Genomic DNA, 15418 nt, shown 5'->3' with positions numbered 1-15418 from the left:
TCGCGAAGGCGTCAGTGGGGACATCGCATTACTTAGAGGTCACCCATGACCCGCCCGGCAAACCCGAACACCCGACGATGCCCGGCCAGGTCCACCAGCTCGACCTCGCGACTCTGCCCAGGCTCGAAACGGACCGCCGTGCCGGCCGGGATGTTCAAGCGCATGCCGCGACTGGCGGCGCGGTCGAAAGCCAGGGCGTCGTTGGCTTCGAAAAAATGGTAATGCGAGCCGACCTGGATCGGCCGGTCGCCGCTGTTGGCCACCGTCAGGCTGAGGGTGCGCCGGCCAACATTGAGCTCGATCTCGCCGGGCTGGATCTGGTATTCACCGGGAATCATCAGTGGGCTCCCTGGAGAATCTTGTAGTAGAGGGCGGTCGGCTTGTAGCGGCCGCTCGGGTCGCAGGCGTAATCGGGAATCTCTCCGGCGCGGGTATAGCCCAGCGATTGGTAGAAGGCTTCGGCGGGTGAACCGGCCTCGGTATCGAGGTAAAGCATGCCGCGCTTATGCTGCAAGGCGGCGGCCTCCAGAGCGCTCATCAGTTGCTGGCCCAGCCCGCGGCGCCGCGCATGTTCGCGCACCAGCAACTTCTGCACTTCGGCACGGTTCAGGCCGTTGGCTTTCTGGCACAGGCTCAGTTGTACGCTGGCTTGCACCTGCTCATCCTTGACCACCACCCATAGCAACACACTGCCCTTGTTCAGGTTGTCCTGGACCTCATCGAAATAGTCGTGGGCCTGTGTCGCGTCGAGGCCAGCCATGAAGCCGACACTGGCGCCGTAGCCGACGGCATCGAGCAGCAGGTCGATCAGGCCCTGGCGATAATGCGCAAAACTTTCAACGTTGACGCGTCGCAGTTGGGCGGCGTTCATCGGGCATTACTCCTGGTCGATGCCTGGCGGCTGCGCGCCGGGGTTGAGGGTCAATTGCATGAAGGTCAGGTCCAGCCAGCGGCCGAACTTGGTGCCGACCTGAGGCATTTGCCCGGTGGTGATAAAGCCGATGCGTTCATGCAAGCGAATGGAGGCCGCATTGCCGCTTTCGATGGCTGCGACCATCACGTGCTTGCCGCAGCCTTTGGCGCGCTCGATCAGCACTTCCATCAGTTGCGGGCCGAGGCCGTTGCCGCGCTGGTCGCTGCGCACGTAGACCGAGTGCTCGACGGTGTGGCGGAAACCGTCGAAGGGGCGCCAGTCGCCGAACGAGGCGTACCCGAGCACGGTGTTGTCGGCATCGACGATCACCAGAACCGGATAAGCCTGGGATTGCCGGGTGCTGAACCAGGCCTGGCGGTTTTCGAGGTCGACTGCCTGCTCGTTCCAGATTGCCGTGGTGTTGAGCACTGCGTCGTTGTAAATGTCGCGGATCGCCGGCAGATCGGCATGCACGGCATCGCGGATGTGGTAAGTCATGGCGCAGCCTCAGGCGATAGGTTGGTGGACGGTGACCAGTTTGGTGCCGTCGGGGAACGTGGCCTCGACCTGGATTTCCGGGATCATTTCCGGGATGCCTTCCATCACTTGCTCGCGGGTCAACAAGGTGGTGCCGAAGTGCATCAGGTCGGCCACGGTCTGGCCGTCACGGGCGCCTTCAAGCAGCGCGGCGCAAATGTAGGCGATGGCCTCCGGGTAATTGAGCTTCACACCGCGAGCCAAACGCCGCTCGGCCACCAGGCCGGCAGTGAAGATCAGCAGCTTGTCTTTTTCGCGTGGGGTCAGGTCCATCGTTGAGAATCCATCCGGGCAGATAAAAAAGAGTGGGATCTGCTCCCACAGAAATGCAATTCAGGTGTTCCATATTCTGGGTGGTACGGCCTCGCGATCCAGCAGGGCGGGGCGTAACAACTTCCAAAGCTCAATCAGCCACCCCCGCGCCAACAGCGCCTCACTGGCCAGGCACCGGGCAATCAGCAACCCCGGCAATTGGGTCAAATCCCCGCGCACGTCGTTGGCCAGCGAACGGCACTTTTCCAGCAACTCGCTATCAATCTCACCCGTTACCAGCAACGTCGCAAACACCGGTTGCCCATCCAGCCCGATGGGCGAATCCAGCAGACCGTCCGCGCCGACAATGCGCTGGCGTTCATGCCAGAGCAACTGGCCGTCGCGGCGGATATCCAGATGTGCCTGGAAGTGCCCAAGTTCGAAGCGCTCGCCACTGGCCGGGCGGCCCAGCGCCACGACGTCCCAGTAGAACAGCCGCGCATCGCCTTGAAGGTCGATGGACGTGCTGAGTTCAGCCTGGGCGGCACTGAAGATGATCGTCTCCTGGGGCAGCCATTCCAGTGTCGCACCGGCCGCCACCTGCAATTTCAGCTGCTGATAAGCGGGGCTGGCGGCGCGATACCACTTGGCCGCGCCGGGGCTGGTGATTTGTGCCCAGGCATCGCCCTCGACGCTGGCCGAGATGTCCAGCCGATCACCGCCGGCAATTCCGCCGGGGGGATGGACGATGATGTGCTGACAGACTTGCGGCCCTTCGGCATACAGGTGCTTTTGCACCCGCAACGGACCTTTGTGTCGGCGCTGGATCGGGCGAGTGGTGTTGCCGAACCGGGCGTAGCCCAGTTCCAGTTCGGCGTGCCAACTGGGGGTAAACAATGCACCGGAAGCGGGAAGAGTCATGGTCAGTGCTTATCGAGAGGTCATCAGGATGTTGCAAAGGTTGTGCCGCAAGATATTGCAGGCAGGAGGAGGCAATTGAATGTTGTGGCGCACCAATAGTGTGCGCGACCGGAGCTTCGGCGCGACAATTTGGTGCCTTGCCTCCCGAGGCGGTCCGCTTCGGGTGGTTCCGGCCAGGCGAGTGCGGAGCGTTACGGCTCAGATGGTGACGAGCCCGCGTACACCTTCTGCTTCCATGTTTTCTCCGCGTCCCTGTTGCACGATTTCGCCCCGGGACATCACCAGGTATTGATCGGCCAGTTCAGCAGCGAAATCGTAGAACTGCTCCACCAGCAATATCGCCATGTCGCCCCGAGCCGCGAGTTTTTTGATCACGGCACCGATCTCCTTGATCACCGACGGCTGGATGCCTTCAGTGGGCTCGTCGAGGATCAGCAGGCGAGGGCGGCTGGCCAGCGCACGACCAATGGCCAATTGCTGTTGCTGACCACCGGACAGGTCACCGCCGCGCCGTTGCTTCATTTGCAGCAACACCGGGAATAGCTCGTAGATAAACGCCGGAACTTCCCTGGCTTCGCTGCCGGGAAACCGCGACAGCCCCATCAGCAGGTTTTCTTCCACGGTGAGGCGGCCGAAGATCTCCCGGCCCTGCGGCACGTAGGCGATACCGGCATGCACCCGCTGGTGCGGCTTGAAAGTGGTAATCGGCTTGCCTTCCCAGTTCACCGCCCCTTCTTTGGCCGGCAGCAAGCCCATCAGGCATTTGAGCAGCGTGGTCTTGCCCACACCGTTGCGCCCGAGCAGGCAGGTGACTTCACCGACCTTTACGTCAAACGTCAGGCCGCGCAGGATGTGGCTCCCGCCGTAGTACTGGTGCAGTTTGTCGACTTGCAGCATGTTCAAATTCCTTCTGTTCCACACAAATCCCTGTGGGAGCTGGCTTGCCAGCGATAGGGCCGGCACATCCAGCATTGATGTTGATTGACCCACCGTCATCGCTGGCAAGCCAGCTCCCACAGTGACGGTGTTCGCAGCTTCAACGACCGAGATACACCTCGATCACCCGCTCGTTGTCCTGCACCTGCTCCAGCGACCCTTCGGCCAGCACGCTGCCCTGGTGCAACACGGTGACGTGGTCGGCGATCGAGCCGACGAAGCCCATGTCGTGTTCCACCACCATCAGCGAGTGCTTGCCGGCCAGGCGCTTGAACAGCTCGGCGGTGAATTCGGTTTCGGCGTCGGTCATGCCCGCGACCGGTTCGTCGAGCAGCAGCAATTGCGGGTCCTGCATCAGCAACATGCCGATTTCCAGGAACTGCTTCTGGCCGTGGGACAACAAGCCGGCCGGGCGATTGACCGAGCTGGTCAGGCGAATGGTCTCCAGCACGTCGGCGATGCGGTCTTTCTGTTCGCCGCTCAAGCGCGCCCGCAGGCTGGCCCACACCGACTTGTCGGTGTTCTGCGCCAGCTCAAGGTTTTCAAACACGCTCAAGGCTTCGAACACCGTCGGCTTCTGGAACTTGCGGCCGATACCGGCCTGGGCGATCTGCACTTCGCTCATCGAAGCAAGGTCCAGGGTTTCGCCGAACCAGGCCTTGCCGTGACTGGGACGGGTCTTGCCGGTGATCACGTCCATCAGCGTGGTCTTGCCCGCGCCGTTGGGGCCGATGATGCAGCGCAGTTCACCAACGCCGATGTACAGGTTCAGATTGTTCAGCGCCTTGAAGCCATCGAAGCTGACGCTGATGTCTTCCAGGGTCAGGATGGTGCCGTGGCGCGTATTCAGGCCTTTGCCGGCACGTTGGCCGAGACCGATGGCATCGCGGCTGCTGCCGGCGTCACGGTTGGGTTCCAGTGGCGGAAAAAACGCCGGTTCGAGCATGAATTCAGCCGTTGCAGTGACCCTCATGATTCACCTCTTTTTTTCAGCAGACCGATCACACCCTTGGGCAGGTACAGGGTCACGACGATGAACAGCGCGCCAAGGAAGAACAGCCAGTATTCGGGGAAGGCCACGGTGAACCAGCTCTTCATGCCGTTGACCACGCCGGCGCCGAGCAACGGACCGATCAACGTGCCGCGTCCGCCCAGAGCCACCCACACCGCGGCTTCGATGGAGTTGGTCGGCGACATTTCACTCGGGTTGATGATCCCCACTTGCGGCACATACAGCGCACCGGCCAGGCCACACAGCACCGCACTCAACACCCAGACGAACAACTTGAACCCACGTGGATCGTAGCCGCAGAACATCAGGCGGTTCTCCGCATCGCGCAGCGCGGTCAGCACCCGACCGAACTTGCTCTGCGCCAGGCGCCAGCCGATGTACAGGCTCGCCACCAGCAGCAGCACCGTGGCGAAAAACAGCACCGCGCGAGTGCCCGGCTCCGTGATGCCAAAGCCAAGAATCGTGCGGAAGTTGGTGAAGCCGTTGTTGCCGCCAAAGCCGGTTTCGTTGCGAAAGAACAGCAACATGCCGGCGAATGTCAGGGCCTGGGTCATGATCGAGAAGTACACGCCCTTGATCCGTGAACGGAAGGCGAAAAAACCGAACACCAATGCCAGCAACCCCGGCGCCACTACCACCAGGCACAAGGTCCAGAGGAAGCTGCTGGTGCCGGTCCAGAACCATGGCATTTCGGTCCACGACAGGAACGTCATGAACGCCGGCAATCCATCGCCCGAAGCCTGGCGCATCAGGTACATGCCCATGGCATAGCCGCCGAGGGCGAAGAACAGGCCGTGGCCGAGGGACAGCAGGCCGGCATAACCCCACACCAGATCGAGTGCCAGTGCGACGATGGCGTAGCAAAGAATCTTGCCCACCAGCGTCAGCGTGTAGGCCGAAACGTGCAGCGTGTTGTCCGGCGATAACAGCGACAGCAGCGGTAACGCCAGTAGCAGAACGAGAATCACCGCACCGACGGCAATCGTGATTTTCGGGCCGGCCTTTTGTGTGGCCTTGAGCATCAGGGGCTGGTTCATCAGTCGATCACCCGTCCTTTGAGTGCGAAGAGACCTTGCGGACGTTTCTGGATGAACAGAATGATCAGCGCGAGGATGAGGATCTTGCCGAGCACGGCACCGATCTGCGGTTCGAGAATCTTGTTGGCAACCCCCAGGCCGAATGCGGCCAGCACGCTGCCGGCCAACTGCCCGACACCGCCGAGCACCACCACCAGGAACGAGTCGATGATGTAGCTCTGGCCGAGGTCCGGGCCGACATTGCCGATCTGGCTCAGGGCTACGCCGCCGAGACCGGCGATGCCCGAGCCGAGGCCGAAGGCGAGCATGTCCACGCGCCCGGTGGGCACGCCGCAACAGGCGGCCATGTTGCGGTTCTGGGTAACGGCGCGCACGTTGAGACCCAGGCGTGTCTTGTTCAGCAGCAGCCATGTGAGCACCACCACGAACAGCGCAAAGGCAATGATGACGATGCGGTTGTACGGCAGCACGAGATTGGGCAGCACCTGGATCCCGCCCGACAGCCACGCGGGGTTGGCGACTTCGACGTTCTGCGCGCCGAACACCAGGCGAACCAGCTGAATCAGCATGAGGCTGATGCCCCAGGTGGCGAGCAGGGTTTCCAGCGGACGGCCGTAGAGGTGGCGAATCACCGTGCGCTCCAGCGCCATGCCGATGGCCGCGGTGACGAAAAACGCTACGGGCAGCGCGATCAGCGGATAGAACTCGATGGCCTGCGGGGCGAAGCGCTGGAGCATCAGCTGCACCACGTAGGTCGAGTAGGCGCCGAGCATCAGCATCTCGCCGTGGGCCATGTTGATCACGCCAAGCAGGCCGAAGGTGATCGCCAGGCCGAGGGCGGCGAGCAGCAGTATCGAACCCAGGGACATGCCGCTAAAGGCCTGGCCGAGCACTTCGCCGATGAGCAGTTTGCGTTTGACTTGCGCGAGGCTGGTTTCGGCGGCAGTTCGCACAGTCGTATCGGTTTCCACAGCGGGTTCGAGCAGGCTTTCGAGGCGGGTATGGGCCAGTGGGTCACCGGTTTCGCCGAGCAGACGCACGGCGGCGAGGCGCACGGCCGGATCGGCGTCGACCAGTTGCAGATTGGCCAGGGCCAGGCTGAGAGCGGCATGAACGCTCTCGTCTTTCTCGCCCGTCAGTTGCTGGTCGAGGAATGCAAGCTGCGCGGGTTTGGCGCTTTTCTGCAATTGCTGTGCGGCGGCCAGACGGATTTTAGCGTCGGCGGCGAGCAACTGATGACTGGCCAGGGCCGTGTCGATGAGACCCCGCAGGCGGTTGTTCAGGCGCAGGGTTTTCGGCTGCCCGTCGATGGTCAACTCGCCTTGTTGCAGGGCGTTGATCAACTCGATACGCGCCGGATCGGGCTGCGCAGCCCAGGTTTCCAGCAGCCTGGCTTGCTGCACGGGATTGGCGGCGAAGAAGTCTTCGGCGTCGCCGGCGTGGACGGCCATCGGCAACAGCAGGGCGATTGCGAGGAACAATCGGTAGATGGCAGTGGGCATAAAGAGTCGCCTTGCTCGGACTAAATGTGGGAGCGGGCTTGCTCGCGAAAGCGGTGAGTCAGTCACATAAATGTTGGATGTGCCGCCGTCTTCACGAGCAAGCCCGCTCCCACAGGGAGTGGTGTTGGGCCTGAATCGTCGTCAGGCCCAATGGCTCAGTTGCTCTTCACCGCATACTCCGGCTTCTTGTCGTTGCCCGGGATGAACGGGCTCCACGGCTGGGCGCGGATCGGCCCTTCGGTCTGCCACACCACGTTGAACTGACCGTCAGACTGGATCTCGCCGATCATCACCGGCTTGTGCAGGTGGTGATTGGTCTTGTCCATGGTCAGCGTGTAACCGGACGGCGCGGCAAAGGTCTGGCCGGCCAGGGCTTCGCGGACTTTGTCGACGTCGGTGGACTTGGCTTTTTCCGCCGCTTGCGCCCACATGTGGATGCCGACATAAGTGGCTTCCATCGGGTCGTTGGTCACGGCCTTGTCGGCGCCTGGCAGGTTGTGTTTCTTCGCGTAGGCCTTCCAGTCATCGACGAACTTCTTGTTCACAGGGTTCTCGACCGATTCGAAGTAGTTCCACGCCGCGAGGTTGCCTACCAGTGGCTTGGTGTCGATGCCGCGCAGTTCCTCTTCACCGACCGAGAACGCCACCACCGGTACGTCGGTGGCCTTCAGGCCCTGGTTGGCCAGCTCTTTGTAGAACGGCACGTTGGAGTCGCCGTTGACGGTGGAGATAACGGCCGTCTTGCCACCCGCCGAAAACTTTTTGATGTTGGCAACGATGGTCTGGTAGTCGCTGTGACCGAACGGGGTGTAGACCTCCTCGATGTCCTTGTCGGCCACGCCTTTGGAGTGCAGGAACGAACGCAGGATCTTGTTGGTGGTGCGCGGGTAGACGTAGTCGGTGCCGAGCAGGAAGTAGCGCTTGGCGCTGCCGCCTTCTTCGCTCATCAGGTATTCCACCGCCGGGATCGCCTGCTGGTTCGGCGCGGCGCCAGTGTAGAACACGTTCGGCGACATCTCTTCGCCTTCGTATTGCACCGGGTAGAACAACAGGCCGTTGAGTTCTTCGAACACCGGCAGCACCGATTTGCGCGACACCGAGGTCCAGCAACCGAACACCACGGCGACCTTGTCCTGAGTCAGCAGCTGGCGCCCCTTCTCGGCGAACAGCGGCCAGTTCGAAGCAGGGTCGACCACCACAGGCTCGAGCATCTTGCCGTTCACGCCACCCTTGGCGTTGATCTCGTCGATGGTCATCAACGCCATGTCTTTGAGCGACGTTTCAGAAATCGCCATGGTCCCGGACAACGAATGCAGAATCCCGACCTTGATGGTCTCGGCGGCCTGGACAGTCCAGGTCATGCCCATCGCGGCAATGGATGCCGAGAGTGTGAAAGCCTTGATCAAACTGCGACGCTTCATTGTGCGATCTCCATGAACATTGAGTTTTTATGGTTGGCAGATGCGGACGACTGAAGGGTGTTTTGCAAGGGCTGTGCCCAGTCGGAAAAAGGCAGGGAAATGTCGTATTAGAGCGGTCGCGCGGTTGGGGTGATGCACCATGAAGGACCGCGCCAGGCGCGTTGGTGCGAGGAGGTGCGCCACATTAGGGCGGTACCGCAGATCAAATGTGGGAGCGGGCTTGCTCGCGAAAGCGGTATGTCCGGCACATTGATGCTGGATGTGCCGCCGTCTTCGCGAGCAAGCCCGCTCCCACAGGGTTCAGTGGTGTTCCTGTGGGATCAGCGGCGGCGCATCAGACCGATGAAGAACAATCCGCCAAGTGCGGCTGTGGCAACACCGATAGGCAAGTCTTCAGGCGCGATCAGCGTCCGCGCCGCGACATCGACCCACACCAGAAACACGCTGCCGAGCAGGACGCACACTGGCAGCAGACGTCGGTGTTCGGCCCCGACCAGACGCCGCGCAATGTGCGGCACCATCAGCCCGACAAAACCGATGGAGCCGCTGATCGACACCAGCACTCCGGTCATCAGCGAAGCGATCACGAACACGCGCAGGCGCACCGACCGGGGATTCAGGCCGAGGGTGACGGCGGTCTGTTCTCCGGCCATCAATGCGTTCAGCGGTCGTGCCATGCCGAGCAACAGAACCAGGCCGAGCAACACACTCAGTGCCGGCACCGCGAGCAACTCCCAGCGCGCCAGGCCGAGGCCGCCGAGCATCCAGAACATCACGGCGGAACTGGCGCGATGGTCGCCCATGAACAGCAGCAGATTGGCGATCGCCATCATCACGAAGGACACTGCCACGCCGCAGAGCAATAGTCGGTCACTGTCCAGGCGGCCATGACGGTTGGCGATCATCAGCACCACCAGCATGCTCAGCAGCGCACCGATGAACGCGGCGATCGGCAATGTCAGCAGGCCGACGATTTCGCCGACATGCAACACCACGATCACCGCGCCGAGGGTGGCGCCGGAGGTGACGCCGAGCAGGTGCGGATCCGCCAACGGGTTGCGTGTCACCGCTTGCAGCACCGCACCGATCAGTGCCAGCCCGGCGCCCACCAGCGCACCCAGTAACATGCGCGGCACGCGGATCAGCCAGACGATGTGTTCCTGACCGGCGCTCCAGTCCTGCACGCCGATGCCGAACAGCTTGTGCAGCAGGATCCGCCAAACCACGTCCACCGGCACCCGGGCCGGACCGAAGCCCAGCGATACTACGCACGACACCAGCAGCACGATGCCCAGGGCGATCAGCAGCAGCGCAAAACGACGATTGATCATTCGCCGTGGAAACCTTTGGCGAGGGTTGCCACTGCCAGCACATTGTCGATACCCGGCGTGGCCTGCACGTAAGGGATGACGATGAAGCGCTGGTTCCTGATCGCATCCACCGATTGCAGCGCCTTGTTATTGAGCAGGAACCGGATCTTCTGCTCGGCGGTGATTTCGCTGTAGTCGACGATCACGATGACCTGTGGATTGCGCTCGACCACGGTCTCCCAGTTGACCCGGGTCCAGCTCGCATCGACGTCATCAAGCACGTTGCGCCCGCCAGCGGCGTCGATCAGCGCTTGCGGCATGCCAAGGCGACCGGACGTCATGGCGCGGTCTTCGCCGCTGTCATAGAGGAAGACCCGGGGCTTTTCCGCCGGCAGGTCCTTGCCGATCTCGGCGACCTGATTCTGCATGTCGGCGATGAGCGCGTTGGCGCGATCCTGCACGTCGAAGATCTTGCCGAGGTTGCGCAGGTCGTTGTAAGTGTCTTCCAGGGTCGCGGCAGGACGCTTCATCACGAAGGCGCAGGACTCGGTCAGCTCATACACATTGATGCCCAGCGGTTGCAGGGTTTGCGGCGTAAGATCGCCGCCGACGCGCATGCCGTAGTCCCAACCGGCGAAGAGGAAATCGACGTTGGCATCGAGCAGGGTTTCCACCGACGGGTACTTGGCCGCCAGCTCCGGCAGACCTTCGAGAATGCTCTGCATCCGGGGCGTCACGGCCTTCCAGCCACTGATGCCGCTGTAACCGGCCATCCGTGGCTTGAGGTCGAGGGCGAGCATCATTTGGGTCATGTTGATGTCGTGGCTGAGGGCGTGTTGCGGCGCCTGCTTGAAGGTCACTTCGCGGTTGCAGCTTTTGATCGTCAGCGGGTAATGGGTGGCTTCGGCCAATGCCTGGGCGCTGCCCAGCAGCATCGTGAGAGAGAGGCAGGAGCGCAGCAGGGAACGCAAAGTCATGGTTGGGTTATCCAGGTGATTCGTGGGTAGCCGTGCAGCGGATGTTCATCGAGCAGCGCTTCGACACCAAACACATTGCGCAGCAGCGCAACTGTCAGGACGTCTTTGGGCGTGCCGCTGGCGACGATACGACCATGGTTGATCACGTACAGCCGATCACAAAAAGCCGCAGCCAGATTGAGGTCATGGATGCTCGCCAGGGTGCCGATGTTCAAGCGCTTGACCAACTGCAAGAGCTCAAGCTGATATCGCGGGTCGAGGTGGTTGGTCGGTTCGTCGAGGATCAGCAACTGTGGTTGCTGGACCAGGGCGCGGGCGAGGATGACCCGCTGTTTTTCGCCACCGGAAAGGGTGGCGAATCCGTGGTCTTCGAAGCCCTCGAGACCGACCGATGCCAAGGCCTGGTTGATGAGGTTCGAGTCTTCCAGCGTGTCGCCATCGAACAAGCCTTTGTGCGGTGTGCGGCCCATGGCGACCACCTCAAAGACGGTCAGGCCGAAGGCATCGGGGAACTCCTGCAACACCACGGCGATGCGTTGCGCGCACCAGCGCGAGGATTGCTTCCAGACATTCCGGTGATCGAGCCTGACTTCGCCGTGCTCCGGTTTGCTGAAGCGCCAGGCACAACGCAACAGGCTGGTCTTGCCGCTGCCGTTGGGCCCGATCAGCCCGACGAACTCTCCGGCGGCTACGTGCACGGAAGCATTGCGCAGCTGGAACTGGTGATGGCAATGGCCGTGGCCCAGAGGTGTCCAGGAAATGTTTGCGAGGTTCAGCGAGGTCATGCAGTAACTCTTGAGGTGATGCTGATGGCCCCTTCGCGGGCAAGCCCGCTCCCACAGGATTTACGCAATTCCTGTGGGAGCGGGCTTGCCCGCGAAGGGGCCCGAAAGGACACCCTGAATGTTAGGGGGAGACGCGCGGGGGAGTTTACAGCCCATTGAGCCCCGCGCATCTCGCCTGTTTCATGATGAAGATGAAGCGCTTTCAGTCTGCCGGGTAAAACGCGACAGCAGCAGGCGATCAAGCAACCACACGACCACCAGCGAAGCACCCACCAACGGAAAGGCCACTGCCAGGGCGAACATGATCACCATCGCGGTTTTCCATTTCGGCAGGTCGTGACGCAGCGGCGGCACGCCGAGTTTTCCTTGCGGGCGACGCTTCCACCAGATCACCACACCGCTGACGGCACTGAGCAGAATCATCAGGCAGATCAGCAGCACGATGATCTGGTTGAACAGACCGAACATTTTGCCTTCGTGCAGCATCACGCCGATTTCCGTGGCGCGGGCAACGCTGCCGTAGTGCTCGAAACGCACATCGGCCAGGACCTTGCCGCTGTACTGATCGACATGCAGGGTGGCGTCGTTGCGCGGGTCATCGGCGAACACGGCGATGGTGAACACGCCGGTCGCGGTGGTCGGCAGGGTGATGCTGTAACCCGGTTCGACCTTGCTCTGAGTGGCGATGTTCTGCACGTCTTGCAGGCTGATGGTTGGCGCTGCCGGGCCGGCGAGCGCACCGTCGTGGGCCATGTGCTCGGCGTGGTCACCGGACATTGGCATCGGCGTGTTTTCCATGGCCCATGGCACGGTCTGACGCGTGGCGCTGTTGAGGCTGCGTGCCTCGATGTCGGACTTCGGCACGTCATCCCACATCGCGGCAGGGAACACGTTCCACACTTCGGCGTATTGCTTGCCCCAGAAGCCGGTCCAGGTCATGCCGCTGAGCAGCATCACCAGCAACAGGGACGCGCCCCAGAACCCGGTGACCGCGTGCAGGTCACGCCACAATACGCGCCCACGGCTGTTCAGGCGCGGCCACAAAATGCCCGCCGCCTGACCGCGCGGCCACCACAGGAAAATGCCGGACACCACCAGCACCACGCCCCAACCGGCGGCCAGTTCGATCAGTCGATCGCCAACGGTGCCGATCATCAATTCGCCGTGAATCGCCCGCGCGATGGCTTGCAGGTTCTTCTTGGCGTCTTGCTCGCCGAGGATGTCGCCGTGGTACGGGTCGACGAAAACATTCAGCTCCTTACCGCTGTCGAGCACGACAAACTGGGCACTGCGTTCGGCGTTCACCGGTGGCAGGTATTGCTTGATCGTGCCTTGTGGATAAGCGCCTTTCACCCGGTTGAGCAAATCGTCGGCCGGGACAGTGTGATGACCGGCCGGAACGTTGAGCAGGCTGCTGTACATCAGCGAGTCGAGTTGCGGTTTGAACAGGTAAATGGTGCCGGTCAGGGCCAGCATCACCATGAAAGGCGCCACGAACAATCCGGCATAGAAATGCCAGCTCCAGGCCAGGTTGTAGAAATTCACTTTAGGCTGTTTCATCACGTGTGCTCCGCTTGGCTGGATCTTTTAGTTGTTTGTTTGGCGGTTGCTGCGCAACCGATCGCGAGCAGGCTCGCTCCCACAAAAGAGCGGCCTGCCTGCGTTGTTGTCAGAAACTCATGTCCACCTTGGTCCAGAGCGTGCGCCCCGGTTCCTTGATGGCTTGCGGGTCATTGGCGGGGAAGCCGAAACCGGCGTTGCCGGCCAGGTTCAAGTGCTCGGCGTAAGCCTTGCCGAACAGGTTGTCGATGCCGCTGCTGACCTTCCAGTTGCTGTTGATCCGATAGGCACCGTTGAGGGAAAACACGCCGAAACCCGGCGTCTTGTCGAAGTCCTTGCCGACCACGTTGCCTTTGTTCAGGTCGACGCGGTTTTGCGCGGCAACCACTCTCCACAGTGCGCCGGCGCTCCAGTTGTCTTCGCTGTAGGTCAGGCTGAAACGCGCATCCAGCGGCGGCATCTGCGGCAACGCCGTGCCATCGCTGCTGTTCTTGCCCCAGGCGTAGGCCAGGGTCGCGTCGGCTTTCCAGTTGTCGGTGAAGTTGTAGGCGGCACCCAGTTCACCGCCCATGATTCGCGCGTCGATGTTCTCGGCTTGCGAGGTTGTACCCATCATTGTCGGGGTGTAGTTGAACAGGATGTAATCGCGCACCTGCCCGACGTAAGCCGAGGCCCAGGCCTCAAGTACTTCGGTCTTGTATTGCAGGCCGAAATCGAGCTGGGTGGTTTTTTCCGGTTTGATCGAATCGAAGGCATTCACCGAGCCGGCGGGGCCGGACTTGGGTGAAAACAGCTCCCAGTAATCCGGGAACCGCTGGGAGTGACCGAGGCCGGCATACAGGGTGGTGGGGCTGTCGGCCAGGTCGTGCTCGTAGCGGATGAAACCGCTCGGCAGGGTATCGGCGCGGGTGTCGTCGGCGGTTGGATTCGGGCGGGTCATCATTCCCGAGCCGGTGGTCTGCCGATAGTCCTTGGCCGAGGCACGGTCCAGGCGTGCGCCGCTGATCAGGCGATCACGGTCGGCGGCGTACCAGGTCAATTCGCCGAACACGCCGTAATTATGGAAGTCGGCGTCCTTGGTGTACGGCAGGTCCTTGTAGGTGTCGATGCCCATGGCGCTGCGCTGGCGATGCTCGTTGGTCTGTGCGTCGATGCCGCTGATCAATTGAACATCGGCCCAGCGCCAGGTGGCCTTGACCCGTGCGCCGAGGGTGCGACGGTCGACGTTGGAGGCCATGGGGCCGGCCATCATCCCGGTGCCGGAGGGCGTGCGCAGGGTGTAGTTGTCCATCACGTGATCGGCGTAGTTGTAGTAGACCTGCGCTTCGACCTTATCCAGTACGTCGCCGATGTTGGACTGCTCGAAACGCAGGCCGAGGCTTTCGCGCAGGAACTGCGAACCGTCCATGCCGCGCCCGGCGTACCGGGCCTCACCATCGCCACGGCCGGCGGTCAGCTCCAGCAAGGTGTCGGCGTTTGGCGTCCAGCCCACTGCCACATCGCCGTTCCATTTCTCATAGCGCGACGGCACGGTGTCGTTATTGCCGTCCTGGTAGTCGTCGGAGTGCGCGGTGTTGCCGATGACCCGTACGTAACCCGACTGGCCACCGGCTGCAGCGTCCACCAGTTTGTCGAAGCGGCCCCAGGAGCCGGCCAGCACGCTGGCATTGACCCGGGTGCCGAGCTCGCCGAAGTGTTCCGGTTCGCGGTCGAACAGGATGGTCCCGGCCGAAGAACCCGGCCCCCACAGCACGGTTTGCGGGCCTTTGATCACCGTGAGCTTGTCGTAGGTTTGCGGCGAGATGTAGGAAGTCGGGGCGTCCATCCGGCCCGGGCAGGCACCGAGCATCATGCTGCCGTTGGTGAGGATGTTCAGTCGCGAACCGAACATGCCACGCAGCACCGGGTCGCCATTGGTGCCGCCATTGCGCACCTGGGCGAAGCCCGGGATGGTTTTCAGGTAATCGGCGCCGTCACTGGCCGGCACCGGTTGGCGCGGGTCTTTGGGATTGGTGACGATGGTCAATGGCGAACTGGGCGCAATGGCGGTAATCACCGTCGGGCTCAGTTCTTCACTGTGACCGGCATGTTCATCGGCCAGCGCGGAAGGGGCCAGCAAGGCACCGCACAGAAGGGCGGTGGCGTGCCTGAAACGAACAGCCGATTCGTTCAGGGCAAAAGAGGCTCGGGCAGGGCTCAAGCACGGGACAGCAGAAAACCTGGACATGACAATTTCCATCGAACAGTCGTAAACG

General features: G+C 62.1%; 15 protein-coding genes. All 15 read right to left on the bottom strand.

Annotated features, from left to right (window positions below; genetic code table 11):
- Positions 1-32 precede the first annotated feature (32 nt).
- Complete coding sequence (locus ACLD1X_RS04385; RefSeq protein ID WP_429366287.1) at positions 33-338, bottom strand: urease subunit beta; 306 nt, start codon at positions 336-338, stop codon at positions 33-35.
- The gene (locus ACLD1X_RS04380; RefSeq protein ID WP_429366286.1) at positions 338-871 is read right to left on the bottom strand and encodes a GNAT family N-acetyltransferase; all 534 of its coding nucleotides are present in this window, start codon (positions 869-871) and stop codon (positions 338-340) included. Before ACLD1X_RS04380 ends, ACLD1X_RS04385 begins: the two co-directional genes overlap by 1 nt.
- Before the next feature lie 6 nt (positions 872-877).
- Positions 878-1411, bottom strand: a complete 534-nt coding sequence (locus ACLD1X_RS04375) for an N-acetyltransferase family protein (RefSeq protein ID WP_429366285.1) — start codon at positions 1409-1411, stop codon at positions 878-880.
- A 9-nt stretch (positions 1412-1420) separates the two neighbouring features.
- Positions 1421-1723: an urease subunit gamma gene (locus ACLD1X_RS04370; RefSeq protein ID WP_429366284.1), complete on the bottom strand. Its 303-nt coding sequence runs from the start codon at positions 1721-1723 to the stop codon at positions 1421-1423.
- A gap of 60 nt (positions 1724-1783) precedes the next feature.
- Positions 1784-2623: an urease accessory protein UreD gene (locus ACLD1X_RS04365; RefSeq protein WP_429366283.1), complete on the bottom strand. Its 840-nt coding sequence runs from the start codon at positions 2621-2623 to the stop codon at positions 1784-1786.
- A 198-nt stretch (positions 2624-2821) separates the two neighbouring features.
- Entirely contained in the window at positions 2822-3520 is a 699-nt protein-coding gene (gene urtE, locus ACLD1X_RS04360) for an urea ABC transporter ATP-binding subunit UrtE (protein ID WP_060542795.1), read from the bottom strand.
- Between the two features lie 139 nt (positions 3521-3659).
- Positions 3660-4532: an urea ABC transporter ATP-binding protein UrtD gene (gene urtD, locus ACLD1X_RS04355; protein ID WP_429366282.1), complete on the bottom strand. Its 873-nt coding sequence runs from the start codon at positions 4530-4532 to the stop codon at positions 3660-3662.
- The gene (gene urtC / locus ACLD1X_RS04350; protein ID WP_429366281.1) at positions 4529-5608 is read right to left on the bottom strand and encodes an urea ABC transporter permease subunit UrtC; all 1080 of its coding nucleotides are present in this window, start codon (positions 5606-5608) and stop codon (positions 4529-4531) included. Before urtC ends, urtD begins: the two co-directional genes overlap by 4 nt.
- On the bottom strand, positions 5608-7110 hold the full coding sequence (gene urtB / locus ACLD1X_RS04345) for an urea ABC transporter permease subunit UrtB (RefSeq protein ID WP_429366280.1): 1503 nt from the start codon (positions 7108-7110) through the stop codon (positions 5608-5610). The genes urtC and urtB overlap by 1 nt, the downstream gene beginning before the upstream one ends.
- A gap of 155 nt (positions 7111-7265) precedes the next feature.
- Positions 7266-8531, bottom strand: a complete 1266-nt coding sequence (urtA, locus tag ACLD1X_RS04340; RefSeq protein ID WP_007996683.1) for an urea ABC transporter substrate-binding protein — start codon at positions 8529-8531, stop codon at positions 7266-7268.
- A gap of 320 nt (positions 8532-8851) precedes the next feature.
- Positions 8852-9862 (bottom strand): FecCD family ABC transporter permease, encoded by a 1011-nt coding sequence (locus tag ACLD1X_RS04335; RefSeq protein ID WP_429366279.1) that lies wholly within the window; start codon positions 9860-9862, stop codon positions 8852-8854.
- On the bottom strand, positions 9859-10818 hold the full coding sequence (locus ACLD1X_RS04330) for an ABC transporter substrate-binding protein (protein ID WP_429366278.1): 960 nt from the start codon (positions 10816-10818) through the stop codon (positions 9859-9861). The genes ACLD1X_RS04335 and ACLD1X_RS04330 overlap by 4 nt, the downstream gene beginning before the upstream one ends.
- Complete coding sequence (locus tag ACLD1X_RS04325; protein WP_429366277.1) at positions 10815-11603, bottom strand: ABC transporter ATP-binding protein; 789 nt, start codon at positions 11601-11603, stop codon at positions 10815-10817. The genes ACLD1X_RS04330 and ACLD1X_RS04325 overlap by 4 nt, the downstream gene beginning before the upstream one ends.
- 180 nt (positions 11604-11783) lie before the next feature.
- Entirely contained in the window at positions 11784-13163 is a 1380-nt protein-coding gene (locus ACLD1X_RS04320) for a PepSY-associated TM helix domain-containing protein (RefSeq protein ID WP_429366276.1), read from the bottom strand.
- Positions 13164-13272: 109 nt separating this feature from the next.
- A complete protein-coding gene (locus ACLD1X_RS04315; RefSeq protein WP_429366275.1) occupies positions 13273-15390 on the bottom strand; it encodes a TonB-dependent copper receptor in 2118 nt (705 codons plus the stop codon).
- Positions 15391-15418 lie beyond the last annotated feature (28 nt).

Origin of the sequence: Pseudomonas sp. 18173 (assembly GCF_050432945.1) — a bacterium.
In the GTDB taxonomy this organism is placed as follows: Bacteria; Pseudomonadota; Gammaproteobacteria; order Pseudomonadales; family Pseudomonadaceae; genus Aquipseudomonas.
Note: the sequence above shows the minus strand (reverse complement) of the source record. Positions and strands in the feature narration are given on the sequence as shown.